Origin of the sequence: Pseudomonas sp. PDM02 (assembly GCF_014852285.1) — a bacterium.
GTDB classification, from domain to species: Bacteria; Pseudomonadota; Gammaproteobacteria; order Pseudomonadales; family Pseudomonadaceae; genus Aquipseudomonas; species Aquipseudomonas migulae.
The window spans coordinates 59135-81362 of sequence record NZ_JACVBL010000007.1 but is presented as its reverse complement, the minus strand read 5'-3'; the positions used below and the strand labels follow the sequence as shown (position 1 = coordinate 81362).

At 59.8% G+C, this 22228-nt stretch carries 23 protein-coding genes; 8 read left to right on the top strand and 15 right to left on the bottom strand.

What is annotated here, in order from left to right:
• Nucleotide 1 precedes the first annotated feature (1 nt).
• Nucleotides 2–1714 (bottom strand): cation:proton antiporter, encoded by a 1713-nt coding sequence (locus IB245_RS13810; protein ID WP_192227861.1) that lies wholly within the window; start codon nt 1712–1714, stop codon nt 2–4.
• A 210-nt stretch (nt 1715–1924) separates the two neighbouring features.
• Between IB245_RS13810 and IB245_RS13805 the strand changes: the two genes are divergently transcribed.
• The 3 genes from IB245_RS13805 to IB245_RS13795 all read left to right on the top strand — a co-directional run bounded on the left by IB245_RS13805 (nt 1925) and on the right by IB245_RS13795 (nt 3609).
• On the top strand, nt 1925–2161 hold the full coding sequence (locus IB245_RS13805; protein ID WP_192227860.1) for a glutaredoxin family protein: 237 nt from the start codon (nt 1925–1927) through the stop codon (nt 2159–2161).
• Nucleotides 2162–2326: 165 nt separating this feature from the next.
• Complete coding sequence (locus IB245_RS13800) at nt 2327–2647, top strand: transcriptional regulator (RefSeq protein WP_192227859.1); 321 nt, start codon at nt 2327–2329, stop codon at nt 2645–2647.
• A gap of 71 nt (nt 2648–2718) precedes the next feature.
• Entirely contained in the window at nt 2719–3609 is an 891-nt protein-coding gene (locus IB245_RS13795; RefSeq protein ID WP_032828803.1) for a pseudouridine synthase, read from the top strand.
• 70 nt (nt 3610–3679) lie between these two features.
• Here IB245_RS13795 and IB245_RS13790 read toward each other — a convergent pair whose 3' ends face one another.
• Together IB245_RS13790 and mobA are read right to left on the bottom strand one after the other, a co-directional pair.
• The gene (locus IB245_RS13790; RefSeq protein ID WP_008030318.1) at nt 3680–3901 is read right to left on the bottom strand and encodes a YgdI/YgdR family lipoprotein; all 222 of its coding nucleotides are present in this window, start codon (nt 3899–3901) and stop codon (nt 3680–3682) included.
• Between the two features lie 76 nt (nt 3902–3977).
• Nucleotides 3978–4580 carry a molybdenum cofactor guanylyltransferase MobA gene (gene mobA, locus IB245_RS13785; protein ID WP_192227858.1) on the bottom strand — a complete coding sequence of 201 codons (603 nt, stop codon included), beginning with the start codon at nt 4578–4580 and terminating at the stop codon, nt 3978–3980.
• Nucleotides 4581–4661: 81 nt separating this feature from the next.
• Between mobA and moaB the strand changes: the two genes are divergently transcribed.
• A complete protein-coding gene (moaB, locus tag IB245_RS13780) occupies nt 4662–5201 on the top strand; it encodes a molybdenum cofactor biosynthesis protein B (protein ID WP_008030315.1) in 540 nt (179 codons plus the stop codon).
• Between the two features lie 22 nt (nt 5202–5223).
• The gene (gene glp / locus IB245_RS13775) at nt 5224–6411 is read left to right on the top strand and encodes a gephyrin-like molybdotransferase Glp (protein ID WP_192227857.1); all 1188 of its coding nucleotides are present in this window, start codon (nt 5224–5226) and stop codon (nt 6409–6411) included.
• Nucleotides 6412–6477: 66 nt separating this feature from the next.
• Here the strand turns inward: glp and IB245_RS13770 are convergent, their stop codons facing one another.
• Complete coding sequence (locus tag IB245_RS13770; protein WP_192227856.1) at nt 6478–6786, bottom strand: hypothetical protein; 309 nt, start codon at nt 6784–6786, stop codon at nt 6478–6480.
• Between the two features lie 228 nt (nt 6787–7014).
• Between IB245_RS13770 and yegS the strand changes: the two genes are divergently transcribed.
• Complete coding sequence (gene yegS, locus IB245_RS13765; RefSeq protein WP_192227966.1) at nt 7015–7932, top strand: lipid kinase YegS; 918 nt, start codon at nt 7015–7017, stop codon at nt 7930–7932.
• Here the strand turns inward: yegS and IB245_RS13760 are convergent.
• From IB245_RS13760 to IB245_RS13750, 3 genes are all read right to left on the bottom strand, one after another.
• On the bottom strand, nt 7916–8575 hold the full coding sequence (locus IB245_RS13760) for a response regulator transcription factor (protein ID WP_032828800.1): 660 nt from the start codon (nt 8573–8575) through the stop codon (nt 7916–7918). The genes yegS and IB245_RS13760 overlap by 17 nt on opposite strands.
• Entirely contained in the window at nt 8572–9465 is an 894-nt protein-coding gene (locus tag IB245_RS13755) for a sensor histidine kinase (RefSeq protein WP_192227965.1), read from the bottom strand. The genes IB245_RS13760 and IB245_RS13755 overlap by 4 nt, the downstream gene beginning before the upstream one ends.
• A gap of 345 nt (nt 9466–9810) precedes the next feature.
• On the bottom strand, nt 9811–10281 hold the full coding sequence (locus IB245_RS13750; RefSeq protein WP_008030299.1) for a hypothetical protein: 471 nt from the start codon (nt 10279–10281) through the stop codon (nt 9811–9813).
• A 463-nt stretch (nt 10282–10744) separates the two neighbouring features.
• On the opposite strand from IB245_RS13750, the gene IB245_RS13745 reads away from it, so the two are divergent.
• Together IB245_RS13745 and IB245_RS13740 are read left to right on the top strand one after the other, a co-directional pair.
• Entirely contained in the window at nt 10745–11680 is a 936-nt protein-coding gene (locus IB245_RS13745) for a chemotaxis protein CheV (protein WP_008044401.1), read from the top strand.
• Between the two features lie 204 nt (nt 11681–11884).
• The gene (locus tag IB245_RS13740; RefSeq protein ID WP_192227855.1) at nt 11885–12691 is read left to right on the top strand and encodes an MOSC domain-containing protein; all 807 of its coding nucleotides are present in this window, start codon (nt 11885–11887) and stop codon (nt 12689–12691) included.
• 70 nt (nt 12692–12761) lie between these two features.
• Here the strand turns inward: IB245_RS13740 and IB245_RS13735 are convergent, their stop codons facing one another.
• The 8 genes from IB245_RS13735 to IB245_RS13700 form a co-directional block, all read right to left on the bottom strand.
• Entirely contained in the window at nt 12762–13046 is a 285-nt protein-coding gene (locus tag IB245_RS13735) for a pyrimidine/purine nucleoside phosphorylase (protein ID WP_008030293.1), read from the bottom strand.
• Nucleotides 13047–13115: 69 nt separating this feature from the next.
• Complete coding sequence (locus tag IB245_RS13730; RefSeq protein ID WP_008030291.1) at nt 13116–13658, bottom strand: exonuclease domain-containing protein; 543 nt, start codon at nt 13656–13658, stop codon at nt 13116–13118.
• A 71-nt stretch (nt 13659–13729) separates the two neighbouring features.
• Nucleotides 13730–15691 carry an acetyl/propionyl/methylcrotonyl-CoA carboxylase subunit alpha gene (locus IB245_RS13725; protein ID WP_192227854.1) on the bottom strand — a complete coding sequence of 654 codons (1962 nt, stop codon included), beginning with the start codon at nt 15689–15691 and terminating at the stop codon, nt 13730–13732.
• A 112-nt stretch (nt 15692–15803) separates the two neighbouring features.
• On the bottom strand, nt 15804–16601 hold the full coding sequence (locus IB245_RS13720) for an enoyl-CoA hydratase/isomerase family protein (RefSeq protein ID WP_192227853.1): 798 nt from the start codon (nt 16599–16601) through the stop codon (nt 15804–15806).
• The gene (gene atuD, locus IB245_RS13715; protein WP_192227852.1) at nt 16598–17755 is read right to left on the bottom strand and encodes a citronellyl-CoA dehydrogenase; all 1158 of its coding nucleotides are present in this window, start codon (nt 17753–17755) and stop codon (nt 16598–16600) included. The genes IB245_RS13720 and atuD overlap by 4 nt, the downstream gene beginning before the upstream one ends.
• A gap of 24 nt (nt 17756–17779) precedes the next feature.
• A complete protein-coding gene (gene atuC, locus IB245_RS13710; protein WP_192227851.1) occupies nt 17780–19396 on the bottom strand; it encodes a geranyl-CoA carboxylase subunit beta in 1617 nt (538 codons plus the stop codon).
• Nucleotides 19397–19399: 3 nt separating this feature from the next.
• The gene (locus IB245_RS13705) at nt 19400–20269 is read right to left on the bottom strand and encodes an SDR family oxidoreductase (RefSeq protein ID WP_008030284.1); all 870 of its coding nucleotides are present in this window, start codon (nt 20267–20269) and stop codon (nt 19400–19402) included.
• A 12-nt stretch (nt 20270–20281) separates the two neighbouring features.
• Complete coding sequence (locus tag IB245_RS13700; RefSeq protein ID WP_192227850.1) at nt 20282–22072, bottom strand: acyclic terpene utilization AtuA family protein; 1791 nt, start codon at nt 22070–22072, stop codon at nt 20282–20284.
• Between the last annotated feature and the right edge of the window lie 156 nt (nt 22073–22228).

The window sequence follows — 22228 nt, the reverse complement described above, 5'->3', positions numbered from 1 at the left end:
GTCAGGTTTCTTCATCGTCGGCACCGGGATAAAAACCGTGCAGCAGGCGATAGCGGTCATGCCGTATCTGGTCGGCTCGCTCTTGGACCTGATGCGCGGGTATACCCAGCATGATCAACGCGTGGGAGGCGAGCATCAGGCTCGACTCCAGCAATTCGGGCACGACTTCGCTGGCGCCGGCTGCTTTCAACTCGGCCAGTTGGCTGTCGTCCCGAGTGCGTACCAGGATTGGAACGGTCGAGTTTAATCGGCGCGCCTCCTGGAGAATCAGTAACGCGATATCGGCCTGGTCCACGGCAATCACCAGCAGCCTGGCGCGCGCCAGTCCTACCGCGAGCAGCAGTTCACCGCGTCGTGAGTCGCCATAGTGCACACAGGTTTCACCCACGGCGGCTTCCTGGACACGCACCGGATCGGTGTCCAGCGCGATATAGGGCTGCAGCGCATTGCGCAGCGCTCGCCCGATCGACTGACCGACGCGACCATAGCCACAGATCACCACATGGCTGTGCAGTCCGGCGTTCAGCGCGCTTATTTCGTCGAGCTTGGCTTCTTCGTTGGGCTTGCGGTGCAGACGCGTTGCGATGCGGGGCGCCGAACGCAGCAACAGTGGCGTCAGCAGCATCGAGCAGAATGTCGCGGCCAGCAGCAGCCCGCCGAGGTCGGCGGGCATCATTTTGTTTTGTTGCATCAGGGCCATCAGCGCAAAACAGAACTCGCCGCCCTGGGCCAAAGCCAGGCCGCTGCGCCAGGCGGTTTCGACATCGCTGCCGCGCCATTTGACCAGCAGCGCGACCACGCAGCCTTTGATCAGCAGCAAACCGAGGGTCAGACCGAGGATCAGCAGGCCGTGGCTGGCAAACAACTGCAGGTCGATCAACATGCCGATGCTGACGAAAAACACCCCGAGCAGAATGTCGCGGAACGGACGGATATCGGCCTCGATTTGATGGCGGTAATGACTTTCCCCCAGCAGCATGCCGGCGAGAAACGCCCCCAGGGCAGGGGAGAGACCGAGCAGGTGAGTCAGCCAGGCGGTCAGCAGCACAATGACCAGCGCCAGCAGCACAAACAGCTCGGCGGAGCGGGCCGCCGCCACTTCATGGAACAGCCGCGGCAGCAACCAGCGACTGGTCAGCAACAGCCCGACGAACAGCACAACGGTCTTGCCGAGCGTCACAGGTAACGCCCAGTACCAGGCCTGATCGCTGTTCCCGGCGAACACCGGCACCAGGGTCAGCAGCAACACCGCCACGACGTCCTGGAACAGCAGCACCGCAATGGCGTTCTGGCCGTGGCTGCTGAAAATCTCGCCGAGACTGCCCAGCTCCTTGCTGACAATGGCGGTGGACGACAGCGACAGACCGGCACCGAGCAGCAGCGCAGGGGTTACCGACATGCCGAGCAACATCAGCACCCCCCCAAGCAATGTCGCGGTGACCAGTACTTGCAGGCCGCCCAGCCGAAACACCACGTGGCGCAACGCGAGCATTTTCGTCAGGGAAAACTCCAGCCCGAGGGAGAACAACAGAAACACCACGCCCAGCTCGGCGAGGTCGGGCAACTCCTCGCTTTCATTGACCCAGTTGAACGCGGTCGGTCCGATCATCAACCCCACGCACAGATAGCCCAGCACCGGTGGCAGGCGCAGGCGCTGGAACAGTGCAATCACCACCAGAGAGGAGGCGAGGATGATCAACAGGTTGGCGAACACAAAAAACTCCGGTCAAGGTGCGAGTTACTCAAGCGTAGAGGCAAAAAAAGCCGCGAGCATCGCGCAAGTGACATTGCGCTTGAGTGATTTGAGTCAGGGAGTTGCCGAAAACTTTGGAAATGCGTCGTTGCCAAGGCGCCTGAGTCATTGGCTCGACTGCTTCTTATAGCGGGCCTAGAATAAACGCTCACTTTACCGGGTTGTGTGCTCATGCCTCCTGAATGTCAGCTTTTCGGCACCCTTGGGTGCCATCTCTGCGAAGTGGCGGAAGCCATGCTGATGGAATTTGTCGAGCGCGGTCTGCTGGTCGAACTGGTGGATATCGCTGACGATGAATCATGGTTCGAAGCCTACAGCCTGCGTATTCCGGTGTTACGGCGAGTCGATACCGGCGCTGAACTGGGCTGGCCATTCGGTGCCGAGCAGGTCGTGGCGTTCCTGCGCTGACCTCGACATTTTTCGCGATTCCCATCCGTCGCTGTTCCTGTTTCGGTCATTGGCGAAATGCAGGTTATTCGGTTACTGTATGTGCATACAGTTATGCCGATCACCAGTCGTGTTCTCTTTATTGCGGATTCAGGCAGGCGATCCCGGAAGTCAGAGGGATGAATCTTGGTCAATGTCGAACAGTTGAAAAACAGCGTGAACCGGATGTCGGTGGACGTAGTGCGTGAGGCCGTCCTCGAGTTGCGTCTGGATGGCCTGGTCACGGAAGGAAAAACGCCGTTCAACAAGCTGCATTTCAATACCTGTTTCGCTGAAATCGAAGCACTGTTCCAGCGCGCGGGGTATCACCGGCAGCTGGACGTCGTGGGCTATCAGGGCTTGTTGTACGCACTTTACGATCCGGGTCGCTGGGAGGCGGTCGATGTGTTGCGCTGGCTCAAGGAGTTCACTGAAGCGGCGGCGCGCACGCAGTCGATTCCGGCCTGAGGATTCTCTGCTAGGTTCGGTCCGGCCTCTGTTGGATAATGCCGCCCTGCATTGAGGGTCAGAACTTCCGTATGTCCACTTCATCTTTTTCTGCTGCGCACAGCCAGGCCAGTACGCTCTACTTGCCACCTGGCCCGTGGCAGACCGTACTTGAATGCCTGTGCGAGCACTTCAGTGCCATCGGTCGCGAGCAATGGCTGGACCGAATCGCCCGTGGTCGCGTACTCGACGGGCACGGTGCGCCAATCGCCCTTGATCTTCCTTACAAGGAAGGCCTGCGGATTCACTACTTTCGGGAAGTGCCGGACGAAAAGCCGATCCCTGTGGTCGAGTCGATTCTGTACGCGGACGAGCACCTGGTGGTGGCAGACAAGCCGCATTTCCTGCCTGTGACGCCAGCGGGTGAATATGTCGAGCAGACGCTGCTTCGACGGTTGATCCGTCGGCTGGATAACCCGCACCTGGTGCCGTTGCATCGCATTGATCGGCATACGGCGGGGCTGGTGCTGTTTTCAGCCAATCCTCAGAGCCGTTCCGCGTATCAGTCGTTGTTTCCAACGCGGCAGATCGAAAAGCGCTACGAGGCTATTGCCAGGGCATTGCCGGAACTGACCTTTCCCTTGGTCCACAAGAGTCGGCTCGTTGATGGCGAGCCTTTCTTTCGTATGCAAGAGGGGCCGGGCGCCAGCAATACCGAGACGGCCGTCGAGGTCAGGGAGAAGAACGGCGATCTCTGGCGATATGCGCTTTACCCGGTGACAGGCAAGAAGCATCAGTTGCGGGTGCACATGACGGCTTTGGGGGCCAGCATCTGCAATGACCCGTTCTATCCGCAAGTGCTCAAGGATGTCGAAGACGACTATGCCAATCCGTTGAAGTTGCTCGCACAAGGGCTTCGGTTTGTGGACCCGGTCACGGGTGAGGAAAGAGACTTCGAGAGCGCTATCACCCTGCAATGGTGATGGCTGTTTTTCAGCCACGAAAAAGCCCGCATAAAGCGGGCTTTTCTGTATCCGGTTGGTGCCGCAAAGATTACAGCTCTTTGACGGTACGAACTTGATCCTTGTTGACGCGGGTTTGTTTGCCGTCCAACTGTTCAAATTCGTAGAAACCCGATTCCTTATCGTATTTTGGCGAGTCGACAGCCTGGATTTCGCGACCGTCATTCAAGGTGATCACTGCAGGCGATGCGCAACCGGCAAGGGTAGCGAGGCCGAGTGCGAGCATGAAAGCGGCGAGGGTCCGTTGAGTCATGAGTGTGTCTCCGAATATGAATTCTTTTGGTAACTGAGCTTGAGACGTTCGCGACACGTGCAAGTTCATTCTCGTGTCAGTCTGACACAGTGTTGTGGGCACTTAACAGTTCCGGTGTATTGAGGTTGGCCAGGCGAGGATCGTTGTCGGGGCATTGCAACGCCGTGGCGCCCAGTTTGCGCATGAGGCGCCCCGGGCTGCGTTCGCCGTCATTCCAGGCACTTTCGAACGCTTCTCGCAGGGCAACCGGAATGATGCACAGCAAGGGTTCCCAGTGTCCGTCATGGCGCAGCATCAGCGGTTTGTCCGGATGCTGGCTGGCGGTTTCGCGCATGCTGTGGAGCAGCGCGGCATCGATGCGCGGTACGTCACAAGGCAATACCAGCAGATACGCATGACGAGCGGCCTTCAGGCCTGCACGCATGCCAGCCAGCGGACCGGGGAAATCGCCTTCGTCGTCATGGACCAACTGGTCGGCGTAGGGCGCATACTTTTCCAGGTTCCTGTTGCAGGAGATGATCAGGTCATCGCTCAACGGACGGGTCTTGCGATGCAAATGCGCGATCAGTGGCGCGCCGTGCCATTCGATCAGCCCTTTGTCCTGGCCGCCCATGCGTTGGCCGCGCCCCCCTGCCAGGAGCAGAATGGAACAGGGTGGCAAATGTGTATTCGAGGTCATGGCAGGTCTCCATGGGGGCGGCGAAAAAAGGAGGCGCTGTGATATAACACCGGGCTGTTTCTCCTACAACTGGACGAGCCTATGAAAGCCAAGGCTGATGTACCTTTCGCACCGCTCAACATCGCGGTGCTGACTGTCAGCGATACCCGTACTCTGGAAACCGACACGTCAGGCCAGGTCTTCGTTGACCGCTTGATCGCTGCTGGCCATAACCTGGCCTCTCGGGTTCTGCTCAAAGATGACCTCTACAAAATCCGCGCGCAAGTCGCCAACTGGATTGCCGACGATGTGGTGCAGGTTGTCCTGATCACGGGTGGTACGGGATTCACCGGGCGCGACAGCACGCCCGAAGCGGTGAGCTGCCTGCTGGACAAGCAGGTCGATGGATTTGGCGAGCTTTTCCGGCAGATATCGGTGGCGGATATTGGCTCCTCCACTGTTCAGTCCCGCGCCTTGGCCGGTTTGGCCAATGGCACGCTGGTCTGCTGCTTGCCCGGCTCGACCAACGCTGTGCGAACCGGTTGGGACGGTATTCTCGCTGAGCAACTGGATTCGCGGCACCGCCCATGCAATTTCGTGCCTCATCTGAAACAGGCGCAGCCCTGTGAATCCCGTGGGTAAGCCAGGCAAGACAGGCAGCCTGATGGCTGTCGAAGTCGCACTGGCGCGCTTGCTGGAAATGGCTGAAGCCACGCCGATTCGTGAGCGTGAGTGCCTGCCCCTGGCGCAGCTTGAGGGTCGTGTTCTGGCCGATGACCTGATCTCGACGCTTGATCTTCCTCCGTGGCCCAACAGTGCAATGGATGGTTATGCGTTGCGCGCGGCCGACTGGGCGGGAGAGCCGTTGGTGGTCAGCCAGAAGATTTTTGCAGGCAACGCTCCGCCGCCTTTGACGCCCGGCACCTGTGCGCGAATCTTCACCGGTGCGCCGGTTCCTGCTGGGGCCGACTGCGTAGAGATGCAGGAAAACGCCGAAATCCAGGCGGATGAACGAGTCCGTTTCACCGAAGCCCTGGCGCCAGGACAAAACATCCGGCCACAAGGCCAGGAAACTACCGTCGGTGAAATGATTCTGCCAGCTGGCACGCGGCTTGGGCCAATTGAGCAGGGCCTGGCTGCTTCACTGGGATGCGCAGAGCTGGAGGTTATTCGCAAAGTTCGCGTCGCCGTTTTGTCCACCGGTGATGAATTGGTTGAACCGGGTAAGCCGCTGGGACCTGGCCAGATCTACAACAGCAATCGTGTGTTGCTCTGCAGCTGGTTGCAGCGATTGGGTTGTGAGGTGATCGACGCCGGTATTCTTCCAGATGACCTCGAGACCACTCGTGCCCGCCTTGCCAGTTTGGCAAGCGTCGATCTGATCCTCTCGACCGGTGGCGTATCGGTGGGTGAGGCGGATTTTCTGGGCATTGCCTTACGGGAGGAGGGCGAGCTGACATTGTGGAAACTCGCTATCAAACCGGGCAAACCGCTGACCTTCGGACATTTCCGTGGGGTTCCGGTCATTGGTTTACCCGGTAACCCGGCGTCGACCCTTGTGACCTTTGCCTTGTTGGCAAGGCCCTATCTATTACGCCGCCAAGGCGTAAAAGTGGTTGAGCCGCTGAAATTTCAGGTGCCGGCAGGGTTTAACTGGTCCAAAGCCGGCAGTCGACGCGAGTACTTGCGTGGACGTCTGGAAAACGGCCGGGCGATCATCTACAAAAATCAGAGTTCAGGTGTACTGCGCAGCGCAGCCTGGGCCGATGGTCTGGTTGAAGTGCTGGAGGATCGCACGCTAATCGAAGGTGACAGCGTGTCTTTCATCCCGCTGAGCGAAGTTCTGGGCTGATACCTGTCTCACGCTGGTCACGCAAACCCGGTTGATCGAACCGGGTTTTGCGTTGATGGCTGACGCTTAATGCGCGACGAGTGCCACGACCTGGTCGAAACGACTGTTGGCGATCCAGCCCAGAAGGCCGAGCACCACGGCTGTGCCACCGGCTGAATAGGCAAGCCGGTGTTTGATCGACTTCACGTCACTGCGGACTTCATCCATGTCTCTTCGGATGTATTCGAGGTGAGTTTCCAGTTCGACGACGCGAGGTTCCATTTCGGCTTCTCCAGTGGGTTTTGTACTTTTATTGAATTCGGCTTGCTGTTTGGCCCGTCTTTCCGCGAGTGGTGCAACCGGGATGCCCGGTAACCTGATGTCATGGCTTTGCATGGTACTTCCCTGTAATTCCTGCTGATGACTGATAAACCGCAGCCACCAAGGTGTACCAATCAAACGGGTGGGTCAATTGAGCCGATTCCTCAGGTTTTGTAAGAAAAAATCCCGCCTTGTAGGACCTCAATCCCGGACTCCTTGAAATAATTCGGTTTCCTGCGACTTTTATGGTGCGCATCGCGGTCAACATCTCCCATACGGAATGCAAACATGGGGGTGATCACAATGAGCGAACGCAAGGCACTGTTGATTCTGCATGGCAAGCAGGCGCTCAACGAGGAGGTTCGTGCGGCGGTCGAGGGTAAACGCGCACAAGGTTGGGAGTTGGCTGTTCGATTGACCTGGGAGGCCGGCGACGCACGGCGCCTGGTGGATGAGGCGCTTGCGGCAGGCTACAGGCAGGTCATCGCTGGGGGCGGTGACGGAACGTTGCGTGATATTGCCGAGGCCATGGCTGCGCAGTCGACGCAGGCCAGCCTGGTGCTGATGCCGTTGGGAACCGCCAACGATTTCGCGCGCGCTGCCGGTGTGCCTCTGGAGCCCGCCCAAGCCTTGAATCTTCTGGAAACTGAACCGTGTGCCATCGACCTGGGAGAGGTCGGCGGGCAGGTGTTTCTGAATATGGCCACGGGCGGCTTCGGCAGTCAGGTCACGGCCAACACGTCAGAGGAATTGAAGAAAGTGCTCGGAGGTGCGGCCTACCTGTTCACGGGGTTGTCACGTTTCAGCGAGTTGCATGCGGCCTATGGCGAGCTGCATGGCCCGGATTTTCAGTGGAGTGGCGAGCTGCTGGCACTGGGCATCGGCAATGGCCGCCAGGCGGGTGGTGGTCACGTGCTGTGCCCACAGGCGCTGGCGGATGACGGTCTGCTGGATATCAGTATTCTGCCTGCACCGCAGGAAGTGGTGGGTACGTTGAAAAGTTTGCTCTCCGACGGCTTCGGTATCGACAGCATGTTTGTGCGCGCCCGTCTGCCATGGGTCGAGATCAAGGTCTCGGAAGGTCTTTACATCAATCTCGATGGTGAACCACTGGAAGGCGACAGCTTGCGTTTCTCGGCGCGCCCGGCAGCACTGCGGGTGCATTTGCCCGAGGACTCGCCGCTGCTGAGCGTTCCGGCAATGATCAATCGTCCAGACTGATGATCTGCTCGCGCACGGCGAACAGCACCAGGCCTGCCACGTCGTAAATCTGCAAGCGCTTCATGATTTGCGAGCGGTGGGTTTCGACCGTCTTGATACTCAAACCCAGGCCATTGGCGATTTCCCGGGTGGATTTTCCGCGAACAATCAGCCGCAGGATTTCCAGCTGACGTGCCGTCAGGTTGTGCGAGTCCGCGGGTTCCGGCTGATGTTTCTGGTTGCGGGTCAGCGCCTGGTTGATGACCGTATGGGCGATGGCCGGGCTCAGGTAGCGTTCGTTGTTGCGCAGGGCTTCCAGGGCATGTTCGAGTTCGGTGGCCGTGGTGTCCTTGAGCAGGTAACCGTGGGCACCGGATTCCAGTGCCTGCATGATGAGCGCCGGGTCGGTGTGCATCGACAGAATCAGTACCTTGCTTTGCGGGCGTACGCGCTTGAGGCGCTGCAAGGCTTCAAGGCCACCGGTTTCCTTCATGGAAATATCCAGCAGCACGATGTCCGGGGACAGATGCTCGACCATTTCGAGCAGCTGCGAGCCGTCATTGGCCTCGCCGATGACGGCGTAGCCGGGAATATCCAGCACCAGAGCGCGCACGCCAGCCCTGATAAGCGAGTGGTCATCCACCAGAAGTAAGTTACAAGTCAACGCATAACCTTATTCGTACTGGCCCGTTCGAGCGCACGTGGCGCCCAGGGGAAGAGAGCTTCGATTTGAGTACCTTTGCCCGGTTCGCTGGTGACGGTCAATGTACCGCCCAGTTGATCGATACGTTCCGACATTCCGGCCATTCCGCGCTGCCCCTCACGACCCGGATCCGTCGCAGGCGCGAAACCCAGGCCGTCGTCGCTGATCAACAGCGTCAAGCCTTGAGGCTGGCGTTGCAGGCGGACCAACAGATTTTTCGCCTCGGCGTGGCGCAGTATGTTGGTCACCGCTTCCTGGGTGATTCGAAAGGCGGCCACCGCCATTTCTTCAGGGATGCCGGTCAAGCGTGAATGGCATTCCAGGCTCCAGTTCACCGTCGTATTGCCCAGTGTCTTGAGCAAATGTGCACGCAGACTGGCTTCCAGCCCCAGGCTGGTCAACTGTCTGGGGTTGAGGATGGCCGATACGTCACGCACTTTGGTCAGGGTTTCTTCCAGCGTGCCGCAGAGCACCGCGCATTGCTCTTGCAGTTCTTCGGGCATTCGGCGTTTGAGCCATTCACTTTGAAGTTTTGCCGCGGTCAATAACTGGCCAATATCGTCATGCAGTTCACGACTGAGCCGGTGGCGCTCGTTCTCCTGAACCTTCAATAAACGGTCGGCGAGCTCTTGAGGCTCGAACTTTATCGACTTGCGCGACAGGCGATGCTGCACCCAGACGCACGTCAGCGCTGCAATATTGAGCAGCAGCAGACTTAGCGGCAAGCGTGTGGACAGGCCATAGATCAGCAGGCTGCCGAGCGCCGAGCAGGTACACAACAAAAGCGTGAACCGACGCGCGTTTACTCGGGAGGGGGGCCACATGGTGATTGACTTGAGGCTGGCGTACATAACGGATGGAGCCAATGGATGTTCGCTGCGGGCAGACCGGTCTAATGGACTGACGGGTCTCTGTCTGAGTCACTCTGCCATTAATTGACGTCAACTAATGGTCGGCATAATACCACTTAACATACCGTTGGTCGCGTTCGGTATATATGTCTATAGAGTCAGGAAATAAAGGTTTTGGACGATAGTTCCACAATGGAAAAGTTTATCGGCAGGAAGGGAATAGTTACTTGTATCGGGCTGTCGTTGACAGGCATGAAATATTCAATTGCGACATGAGCGTGATCAAGTTACAGAGTGACATCTTGGCAATATGAATACGAACCACGGCGTTATTATCGGGTGAAATTAAGCCTGCCGTTCCGTAAAGGAAACGAGCCGGAACGGTTTGGAATTAACCGGTGGCTGAAACTGGTTTTGCCCGACCTGGTAGGCAAAGGCTTCGATCAATGAGGTTTGTTCACTGTCGTCGAGGCTGAGTTGGCCGGTGGTCTGATCGATCAGTTCGAGTTGCCAGGCCATCAATGTGAAGCAGTCTTTCAACGCATCCAGCGCCTGAGCATGCAGGTCGACGTGGTTTTGGGCATGGTTCAGCAGGCCATGAATGTGCAGCGAAAACTCCGAAACGGCGACCAGGGCGAGGGCATCGGCCTTGTTGGCCAGCTTGAGCAGGGTACTGAGCATGCATTCGATGGCGTCCTTGTCATTGCTGATCAGTTGCAAATGACTCAGGCACTCCTCGGATTTGGCCAGGAGTGTTTCAGCTTCGGCGAGAAACTCCGGGAACCGCTTGGCCCACTCGTTACGGTCGTTCGGCATGCTTATCTCCACAACGTCATGTCAAATGAGGGAATGTCGTGTGTGTCAGCGAGAATGATCTGCGCCATGGCGTTGCCGTGCCGTCGTGAGATCGCGCTCCAGCCGGGCTGTCTGCAGGCGGAGGAGTTCAAGAGGGTGGATGGCCACTGACCTGCGAGCGCACACAAAAGCCTGACTCCGTTCATGCAATGAGAATGGCGTCACATTAATGGCTATTGGATATTGCGAATATCAGGTTGGGCCTGATTGTTACTAGGGGAATCCCTTACGCACGGGAACCTAATGGACGAAACAGGGTCGCGCCGCAGGGAGTGAAGCAGATGAAGTGATGGCGCCAGTAAAGCATGATGTTAATGTGACATCAATGCCTGGGCATGGCATTTTGCATCGGGGTCAAGGTCCTGAAAAAACAGCCGATAACCCTCTTTAGTGAATTCATCAGAACAAGTACCAGGAGTCATTGATGGCCGGCATTCTCGACACGGTAGACCAACGCACGCAACTGGTGGGTGAGAATCGCCTGGAAATTCTCATGTTCCGCCTGGCTGGGCGGCAATTGTTCGCGATCAACGTTTTCAAAGTGCAGGAAGTGCTGCAACTGCCGAAACTGACCCTGATGCCCCAGCGCCATCCGTTTGTCTGCGGCGTGGTCAACCTGCGTGGCCAGACGTTGCCGGTGATCGACCTGTCCCAGGCCATCGGCATGCGTCCGCTGGTGCCGAGCCCTACCAGCACGATCATCGTCACCGAGTATAACCGCTCCGTGCAGGCTTTCCTGGTTGGCGGTGTGGACCGCATCGTCAACATGAACTGGGAAGCCATTCTGCCGCCGCCGACCAGCGCCGGCCGTCAGCATTACCTGACTGCCATCAGCAAGGTCGATGATCAGTTGGTGGAGATTATCGACGTCGAAAAAGTCCTCGCCGAAATCGTTCCGTACAACGCCAAGGTATCCCGCGACAAACTCGACGATCCAATACTGGAGCGCGCCCGTGGCCGTGAAGTGCTGCTGGTGGACGACTCCAACGTGGCGCTCTCGCAGTTGCGCGACACCCTCGGCCAGTTGGGCGTGAAGATGCACATTGCCAGCGATGGCTTGAAAGCGCTGAACATGCTCAAGGGCTGGGCGGATACCGGCGTGAACATGACCGACAAATTGCTGATGATCTTTACCGACGCCGAGATGCCGGAAATGGACGGCTATCGCCTGACCACCGAGATCCGTAACGATCCGCGTCTGCGCGGCCTCTACGTGGTTCTGCACACCTCGTTGTCCGGCAGTTTCAACGACTCGATGGTCAAGAAGGTTGGCTGTGACAACTTCCTCTCCAAATTCCAGCCGGACAAACTGGTCGATGTGGTGCGTCAGCGCCTGATGCTCGACGAAGTGCCTGCCTGATCACGATGTAAAGGCTGCACTCTGCTTACCTGTGGGAGCGGGCTTGCTCGCGAAGGCGGTTTAACATTCAACATTTATGTCGACTGTCACACCGCCTTCGCGAGCAAGCCCGCTCCCACAGGGTATGCAGTGTTCAGTTCACAGTCTTTGATTCAATGAGCAAGCTCGTATAGGGTGGCATTTTTGTCCTCCAGGGAGCTGGTCATGCTGCGTCTGAGTGCGCTTTATCGTTATCCGTTGAAATCCGGCAAGGGCGAGATCCTGCAACAGGTCAGTCTCGACAAACTGGGGCTGGACGGGGATCGACGCTGGATGCTGGTGGACGAGGCCAGCGGGCGCTTCCTGACCCAGCGTGCGGTGGCGCAGATGAGTCAGCTGTCGGCGTTGTGGAATGCCCAGGGCGGTTTGACCCTCAGCGCTCCCGGCCACACGCCGATCGATATTGCCTTGCCTGCCAACGACGCTGAGTTGCGTGGCGTGACTATCTGGCGCGACACCTTGCGTGTGCCTGATGCCGGTGACGAGGCGGGGGCCTGGGTCAGTAGATTCATTGGCAAGCCGACTCGCCTGGTGCAAGTGCCGGTTGATCGCGCTCGGACCACACAGGCCGGTTATGGCAAGGACGACGATCAGGTGGCCTTCGCCGATGGCTTCCCGTTGCTGCTGATCGGGCAGGCGTCCCTTGAGGATCTGTCGCAGAAGGTCGGGCGTTCGTTGGAGATGCTGCGTTTTCGACCGAATCTGGTGATCGAGGGCAGCGAGGCGTATGCCGAGGACGGCTGGAAGCGTATCCGTATCGGCGATGTCGAGTTTCGTGTGGTCAAGCCGTGTTCGCGCTGCATTCTGACCACCATCGATCCGCAGACCGGCGAACGCAGCGATGACCGTGAACCGCTCGCGACCTTGCAGAAATACCGTGCCCAGGAAGACGGTGCGATGTTTGGCCAGAATCTGGTCAATGACGGCAATGGCCAGCTCGAAGTCGGCATGCCGGTCACGATCCTGGAATAAGCGACCCTGAATGAAAAATGCCCGTGTCCAAGGACACGGGCATTTTTTTGCGCTGTGAAAACCCGGGGTTTTAGCCGCGGTATTCGCACAGGTAAGCGGTGTCGACGGCCACTTTCAGCTGGAATTTGCTGTTGGCTGGCACGTTGAACTGGCTGCCGGCGGCGAAGGTTTCCCAGTTGGTGCTGTCTGGCAGTTTGACGGTCAGGGCGCCGGTCACCACGTGCATGATTTCACGCTGGCTGGTGCCGAATTCGTATTCGCCCGGAGCCATGACGCCAATGGTCGCCGGACCTTCAGCGGTGCCAAAGGCGATCGACTTGACGGTGCCGTCGAAGTACTCGTTGACTTTAAACATGGGCGATTCCTCGAAAAGGGCTAAAAAGGGCCGGCCAGTATGCACAAGGCCCTTGGCGCCGTCACCTCTCTAGAGCGGGAGAATCAGCGGTAACAGACGCGCTGTATTGCGCGCATCTTCCAGTGCCCGGTGCTGCTGGCCGGTGAACTGCATGCCGGCCAGTTGCAGGGCGCCGTTGAGCCCCAGCGGGCGTTCCAGCCGTCGGGCCTTGGCAAAGCGTTGTTTGAGGTTCATGTGCGGCACGCGACTCAGTTGGCTGTCGAGTTGCAAGCGCTCCCACTCCTGAAGCAGTTGCCTGCGATCGTAATCGCCCCAACTGGCCCAGCCTTCCAGCCGTGAATGATGTTGGCCGAGCCAGCGCTCGAAGACCGGCCAGACCTCGGTCAGCGCCTGTGCGCTGTCGATATTGGCCTGGGTGATGCGAGTCAGCTCGCGACAAAACGGCGTGAGCAGGGGGCGTCGCAGCGGTCGCACGAAGCGCTGGAAATGGTCCTGCTCACGCCCTTGGCGGTCCACCAGCGTGGCGCCAATTTCGATGATTTCCATTTCCGTAACTGGCCAGCCACCTTCGTCGGTGGTGGCTTCCAGATCGATCACCAGCCAGTGAGGCATTGAAGGGTTCCCGGTATCCGCATCCTGATAGGGCTTGAGCGTAGCCAAACCCGACGGATCCGCCTAGCGGCTTATTCGACCTCCAACAAAATCTGACGATTTTTTACCTGATCGCCGACCTTGACCTGCAAGCGTTTGAGCACGCCGTCGATGCCGGACTTGAGCGGATGCTCCATTTTCATTGCTTCCAGCACCACCAGCAGTTGGCCTTTACTGACCGGGCTGCCTTGTGCGACCAGCACGTCGACAATTGCGCCGTCCATTGGCGCCTTGAGCGTGCCGGAGCTGACGCTGGCCTGGCCGCTGACCAGCGCTTGCGTGCGATCCTCCAGACGCAGGCTGCCGGGGCGGGTGAACAGCCAGAGCTGTCCGGCCTCCAGACGATAGGCATGACGCTGGCGGATGCCGTTGATGTCCAGGGTGGCCCAGCGTCCATCACACTGGATGACGTTCAGTTCGAAGGCCTGTGCGGCGACTTCAATCCGGTACGGTTCGCCCGGTACCGCGTTCAATTGCACCGGCCAGTCCCGATCCTCCAGGCCGATGCGATAGTGCAGCGGCACACTGGCGTTGTTGCGCCAGCCGGCCAGCGCGGCGGGATGAACCTGCGCCGAAGCCTGATAAAACAGCGCCGCCGCAATCGCCAGTTCTTCAGCACTCGGGTTATGCGGATGCAAACAAGGATGGTCGGCGAAATGCGTCGGGATGAACCCGGTGCTGAACTCGCCACTGATGAAGCATGGATGTTCCAGCAGGCTGGCAAGCAAGCGCTGATTGCTCGGCAAGCCCAGCAGCACACTGTCTTGCACCGCGCGCAGCAACTTGCGCCGGGCTTCTTCACGGGTAGCGCCGTGGGCGATGATCTTGCCCAGCATCGGGTCATAGAACGGGCTGACGTGTTGACCTTCGATCAACCCATGGTCGATCCGCGCTCCACTCTGCAAGGCCGGTTCCCAGGTGGTGATGCGCCCGGTCTGCGGGAGGAACCCTTGGGTCGGGTCTTCGGCATACAGCCGCACTTCCATGGCGTGGCCGTTGAGTTGCACCTGTTCCTGGCGCAATGGCAGCGGTAGCCCTTCGGCGACGTGCAACTGCCAGGCCACCAGATCGAGGCCGGTGATCAATTCAGTCACCGGGTGTTCCACCTGCAACCGCGTGTTCATTTCCAGAAAGTAGAACTGCCCGTGCGCGTCCAGCAGAAACTCCACAGTGCCAGCGCCCACATAGTTCACCGCGCGACCGGCCTTGAGCGCCGCTTCACCCATGGCCTGGCGCAGTTCGGCGGTCATGACCGGGCAGGGCGCTTCTTCGATGACTTTCTGATGGCGGCGCTGGATCGAACAGTCGCGTTCGCCGAGGTAGATTAGGTTGCCGTGTTGGTCGCCGAACAGCTGAACCTCAACGTGACGCGGATCGATCAGCGCTTGTTCGAGGATCAGTTCGTCGCTGCCAAACCCGTTCAATGCCTCGGAGCGCGCGGTGCGAATCTGTGCGAGCAAATCCCCTGCATCGTGTACCAGGCGCATGCCGCGCCCGCCACCGCCGGCACTGGCCTTGATCATCAGCGGAAAGCCGATGCGTTCGGCTTCGAGGCTCAGGGTTGCGTCGTCCTGCCCGGTGCCTTGATAGCCTTTGATGCAGGGCACACTGGCGTCGAGCATGGCGAGTTTCGACAGGCGTTTGCTGCCCATCAGTTCGATGGCTTCGGGGCTGGGGCCGATGAAAGTAAGGCCGGCATGCTGGCAGGCGCGGGCGAATTCGGCATTTTCCGAGAGGAAGCCGTAGCCGGGGTGGATCGAATCGGCACCGGTGCGGCGGGCGGCGTCGAGGATGGCCGGGATGTTCAGGTACGACTGCTGGACCGGGGCCGGGCCGATGTTGACGGCTTCGTCGGCGATTTGTACGTGCAAGGCATCCGCATCTGCGTCGCTGAACACGGCGACGGTGCGGTAGCCCAAGGATTGGGCCGTGCGCTGGATGCGGCAGGCGATTTCACCGCGGTTGGCGATCAGTATTTTTTTCAGGGCGGGCATTGGGATATTCCCTTCGTATTTGCGGTGGAAGTGATGGCCTCTTCGCGGGCAAGCCTCGCTCCTACAGGGGGCACCAAAAACCTTGTAGGAGCGAGGCTTGCCCGCGAAGCTTTTAAGGCGCCCATCCCGGTTTGCGTTTTTGCACAAAAGCCATCGTGCCCTCGACCCCTTCCGCTCCGATCACCGCTTCGCTGAACCACTCGGCCGCTTCATCCAGCAACGCATCCGACGGTTGCCCTGCACTCGCCAGCAACAGTTTTTTGGTCGTCGCATTGGCCCCCGGCGCGCAGCACAGCACGTGGGCCAGAACTTCACCGAGACGCTCGGCCAAGGCTTGCGCGTCATGCTCGACAAAATGCACCAGCCCCATGCGCCGCGCCTGGTTGCCGTCGAACCGCGCCGCCGTCAGCGCCAGGCGCCGGGCCTGAGTCAAGCCGATGCGCTGGACCACAAACGGCGCGATCTGCGCGGGCAGCACGCCGAGGCTGGTTTCCGGCAGCCCGAATTGCGCCTGATGATCCGCCAGGGCGACATCGCTGACGCAGGCCAGACCCAAACCACCGCCAAGCACTGCGCCTTGCAACACGGTGATCACCACTTGCGGCGCGTGTTGCACCTCTTGCAGCAGCGCGCCGAACACACGGTTCAGATCACGGTAGGCGTTCGCGCCTTGAGCACGGGCGTTGGCCATGTCCTTGATGTCGCCACCGGCACAGAAATGTCCACCGGCACCGCCGATCACCAGGGCCCGAATCGCACGGTCATCGCGCACGGCCAACAGCACCGCACGCAGTTCGGCGACCATCAGCATGTTCATGGCGTTGCGGCTTTCCGGGCGGTTGAGGGTGATGTGCAGCACGCCGTTATGCGGTTCGAGCAATAACGTCTGGCAATCCGGCAGGGTGCTCATTTCTTTTTCCCCGGCAGGATGCCCATGAGTTTGCAGATGATCCCCAGCATGATTTCGTCGGCGCCGCCGCCAATCGACACCAGCCGCACATCGCGGTAAGCGCGGGCCACGGGGTTGTCCCACATGAAGCCCATGCCGCCCCAATATTGCAGGCAACTGTCGCTGACTTCGCGGCCCAGTCGCCCGGCCTTGAGTTTGGCCATCGACGCCAGACGCGTGACGTCCTGACCTTTGATGTACTGCTCGGTGGCCTGATAGACCAGTGCCCGCAGGCATTCGATTTCGGTTTGCAATTCGGCGAGGCGAAAGTGGATGACCTGATTGTCGATCAGCGCATTGCCGAAGGTTTTACGTTCCTTGCAATACTCAATGGTGCTGTCGATGCAGTATTCCAGGCCCTTGATCATGTTCGCCGCGCCGAACAGGCGTTCTTCCTGAAACTGCAGCATTTGCATCATGAAGCCCGCGCCTTCATGGCCGATGCGGTTGCGTTGCGGCACGCGCACGTTGTCGAAAAACACCTGGGCGGTTTCCGAACTGCGCATGCCGAGCTTGTCCAGGTGCGAACTGAGGCTGATCCCCGGCGTGTTCATCGGCACCATGATCAGCGACTTGTTGATGTGCGGTTTGTCGTCCGAGGTGTTGGCCAGCAGACAAATGAAATCGGCGCTTGGCGAGTTGGTGATCCACATCTTGCTGCCGTTGATCACGTAGTCGTCGCCGTCCTTGCGGGCGGTGGTTTTCAACCCGGCCACGTCGGAGCCGGCGCCGACTTCGGAAACGCCGATGCAACCGACCTGTTCGCCGGTAATGGCAGGGCGCAGAAACTCTTCACGCAGTTCATCGGAACCGAAACGCGCCAGCGCTGGAGTGCACATGTCGGTCTGCACACCGATGGACATCGGAATGCCGCCGCAATGAATGGTGCCGAACTCCTCGGCGGCGACAATCGAATAGCTGTAATCGAGCCCCATGCCGCCGAATTTTTCCGGTTTGGAAATTCCCAGCAGGCCCAGGTCACCGGCCTTGCGGAAGATTTCGTGGATGGGAAAGCGCCCGGCCTTTTCCCATGCCTCGACGTTCGGGTTGATCTCGTTTTCGACGAATTGGCGAACGGTGCGGCGCAGTGCTTCGTGTTCCTGGGTGAAGATCATTTTTATTGTTCTCCTCTGGCCGGTTCAGAACCGGGCTACGCCAAAACTGTTGGTTTGCAGCGGCCGCACATCGGCCTCATGACAGATGTCCAGCAAGTAACCGAGCAGGGTCCGGGTGTCCCGCGGATCGATGAGCCCGTCGTCCCACAGACTGGCGCTGCCATAAAGCGCGGTGGACTGGCTGTCGAGTTTCTGTGCGGTGACCTGCTCCAGCATGTCGAGCATTTTCGGGTCGGGCGCCAGGCCGTCCTTGAGTTGTTTGGCTTCGGTGACGATGCGCAGCACCTTGCCGGCCTGCGCGCCGCCCATCACCGCCGTGCGGCTGTTGGGCCAGGCAAAGATGAAGCGCGGGTCGAGGCCGCGACCGCACATGGCGTAGTTGCCGGCGCCATAGGAACCGCCGACGACGATGGTCAGTTTCGGTATGCGGGCGTTGGCCACCGCCTGAATCATCTTCGCGCCGTGCTTGATCACGCCTTGCTGTTCCGACTCGGTGCCGACCATGAACCCGGTGGTGTTGTGAAAGAACAGCAGCGGCGTCTGGCTCTGATCGCAGAGCTGGATGAATTGCGCGGCTTTACTCGCCCCTTTGGGGGTGATCGGGCCGTTATTGCCAATGAATCCGCAGGCGCGCCCCTGAATGTGCAAATGGCCGCAAATGGTTTGCTGATCGAACTCACCCTTGAACTCAAGGAAGTTCGAGCCGTCGGCAATCCGCGCAATGATTTCGCGCACGTCGTAGGGCTTTTTCGGATCGTCCGGGATCAGTCCCAGCAGCTCGTCGATAGGGTAGAGGGGTTCTTTCCACTGCCGTTCGGGCAACCATTGCAGCTGCTCGTTCCATGACAACAGGCTGACAATCTCGCGCACCAGGCGCACGCCATCGGCATCGTTCTCGGCCAGGTATTCAGCGGTGCCGGCAGTTTGCGCGTGCATCTCGGCACCGCCCAGTTCTTCGTCGGTCGCCACTTCTCCGGTCGCGGCTTTCAGTAACGGTGGGCCGGCGAGAAACAGTTTGGCTTTGCCACGCACCACTACCGTGTAATCCGAGAGCCCTGGCTGATAAGCGCCGCCCGCCGTGGCCGAACCGTGGACCACGGTGATCTGCGGCAACCCCATGGCCGACATCCGCGCCTGATTGGCAAAACTGCGCGCGCCTTCGACGAAAATTTCCGCTGCGTAATTGAGGTTGGCGCCGCCGCTTTCGGCGAGGGTGATCACCGGCAGTTTGTTCTCCATGGCGATCTGTTGCAGGCGCAGGGACTTTTTCAAACCGCTGGGGGAAATCGTCCCGCCCTTGATCGCGCTGTTGTTCGCCACGACCAGAACCCGCACGCCAGACACGTAACCGATCCCGGCGATCAAACCGCCGCCGGCTGAGCTGCCGTCCTTGTCGTCATGCAATTTGTAGCCGGCCAGGCTCGCCAGTTCGAGGAACGGCGCACCGGGGTCGAGCAGAAGATTGAGGCGTTCGCGGGGCAGCAATTGCCCGCGCTTGTCGAACCTGGGTTTGGCTTCGGCCGCTTTGTTCAGCAGGTTCTGTTCGAGCTGACGGACTTGCTCGATCCCGGCCAGCATCGCTGCATGGTTCTGGGCAAACTGGTCGCTGAACGGGTCGACTTGCGACTGAATCACCGGCATGACTTATTCCTTGTCCTTGAGCACGTCCGGCAAGTACGCGCGGTGGAACCCGTTGTACGACTCACTGATCTTGGCCTTGTGGATCGGCCACGCCCGACCGCCAAGGCTGGCGGCGCCGTCGATACGCAAGGTGCTGCCACTGACAAACGCTGCGGCCGGACTGAGCAGGAAGACGATCGCGGCGCTGACTTCCGATTCGGTGCCGATGCGTTTCAGCGGCACGTGCTCGCGCAAGGTCGGAATCACCGCTTTGAACGCACCTTCGTAAGTGTCCATGCCGCTGGAGGCGATCCAGCCCGGCGCCACTGCATTGACCCGCACCCCGGCGTAACCCCATTCGAACGCAGCGGTCTTGGTCAGGTTGTCCATGCCTGAGCGCGCCGCGCCCGAGTGGCCCATGCCGGGCATGCCGTTCCACATGTCGGCGAGCATGTTGACGATGGCGCCGCCGTGTTGGCTCATGGACTGGTTGAAGACTTCGCGCGCCATCAGGAAACCGCCCACCAGGTTGGTGCGCATCACGGTTTCGAAACCCTTCTGGTTGATCGAGGCCAGTGGTGAGGGAAATTGGCCGCCGGCATTGTTGACCAGTCCGTGGATCGGACCGTGCTTGCGGATCAGTTCGCTGACCAGATGCTTGACCGCTTCTTCGTCGCGAATATCGCAGGTCTGCCAATCGGCCTTGCCGCCATCCTCGGTAATCTCGGCAACCACGGATTTCAGTTTGTCGGCATTGCGCCCGATCAACAGCACATGGGCGCCGAGGGCCGCCAGTTCATGGGCGGTGCAGCGACCGATGCCGCTGCCGCCACCGGTGACGATGATGTTTTGGCCGGCAAACAGATCAGCTTTGAAAATCGAATCGTAGGCCACGGTGGCAGTCCTCTAGTTGACCTGGTCGGCGATGCGCTGCGGCACCGGAATCTGGATGTCCAGCAGTTGTTGGGCGAAGGCTTTGCCTTGCGGATCGATCCGCAGACTGGCCACGCCACCGCCGCCAAGGGCGTTTTCCAGCAAGAAATTCAGGCTGTGGGTCGCGGGCAGGTACCAGCGCTCGACGCGCCCGTGAACCGGGTCGAGCACATGACTCATCCAGTCGACCATCACTTCCGGGGTCAGGGCTTCGGCGATCCACGGCAGGTACTCCGGCTCGCGCGCCATGACGCCGATGTTGCTGTGATTGCCCTTGTCACCCGAGCGTGCGACCGCAAGCTTGATCAGCGCCACGCTGGCATCGGCGCGACCGGTGGGTTTCGGTGGGTCGTACGGCACCGGCAGGTCCGCGGTGGTGAGCGCGTCGAGGGCGGGCAGGGCGCACGGATGACGCTGACCATTGAGATCAATGTCCAGCGTGCAGGCGGATTTGTCGATGAGGAACGAGAACAGCCGGATCAGCGGATACACCGTCGGCCGTCCGCCGACGATGCCGGTCAACCCCGGCGCCATGCCGGTGGCGGCCTGGGCGATTTCCCGGGAGAACACGATCAGCGCCTGTTTGTCCGGGTGGCGCACGGCGAGTTTGATCACCACTTCGCGGCTGTCCTGACGCTGGCCATGGGGACCGTACGTGGCCTCGCTGCCGAGCAGTTCAATATTGACTTCGCTGTAGGGCGCCCAACCGCGCTGGCTGAAGATTTCCGAGGTCTTGCTGATGATCGCTTCACTGACGCGCCGCGCCTTGTCCACCGCATCGATCCCGGCGATCAGGCAACTGGCGGTGCAGCGGAAACCGTCCGGATACGTCGCGCTGACCTTGTACTGATCGGTGGGCGGCAAGCCTTTGGCGCCGTGTACCTGAACTGCGTTCTTGCCTTGTTGCTGAAGTTTGACCTGGGTGAAATCGCAGATCACATCGGGCAGCAGATAGGCCTGCGGGTCGCCGATTTCATAGAGCATCTGCTCGCCGACTGTGAGTGGCGTGACCAGGCCGCCGGAGCCTTCGGGTTTGCTGACGATGAACTGGCTGTCGGCGCTGACTTCGACGATGGGGAAACCGATGTGTTCGTAGTCGGGCACGTCGCGCCAATCGGTGAAGTTGCCGCCGGTGCACTGGGCGCCGCATTCGATGATGTGACCGGCGAGTGCGGCTTGCGCGAGTTTGTCGTAGTCGTGCCAGGACCAGCCGAATTCATGCACCAGTGCAGCGCTGACCACGGCGCTGTCGACCACGCGCCCGGTAATGACGATGTCCGCGCCCAGGCGCAAGGCTTCGACAATGCCGGGCGCACCGAGGTAGGCGTTGGTGGAGACGCACATCGGCGGCAAGGGCGCGCCGCTGAACATTTCGTGAAGGCCGCGGGTGCTCAGGTGTTTGAACTGCGGTTGCAGGTCATCACCCAGCAACACGGCGATTTTCAGCGCCACGCCGGCCTTGTCGCAGGCCGCTTGCAGGGCAGCGGCGCAGGCCTGCGGGTTGACGCCGCCGGCGTTGCTGATGACGCGGATGTTCTGTGCGGCGAGCTGCGTGAGCAGCGGGCTGAGCACCTCGATGAAGTCGCTGGCGTAGCCGGCCTGGGGATCTTTCATCCGCGCACCGGCCATGATCGACATCGTGATCTCGGCCAGATAATCGAACACCAGGTAATCCAGGCGTCCGCCTTCCACCAGTTGCGCGGCGGCGGTCGAGGTGTCGCCCCAGAAGGCGCTGGCGCAACCGATGCGAACAGTTTCAGGCACAGCCCTTTCCATAGCCACCTCCCTCAGACGTGTATCGAGACTACCAAGCAAGCGCTTGGTTTGTAAACGACTTAAATATCTTCTGCCCGAGCGCTTGCTTGGTTGCCTTCGTCAGCTTAAATTGCCCGCGCAACCCCGCTGTTTTAGCGGTGAGTA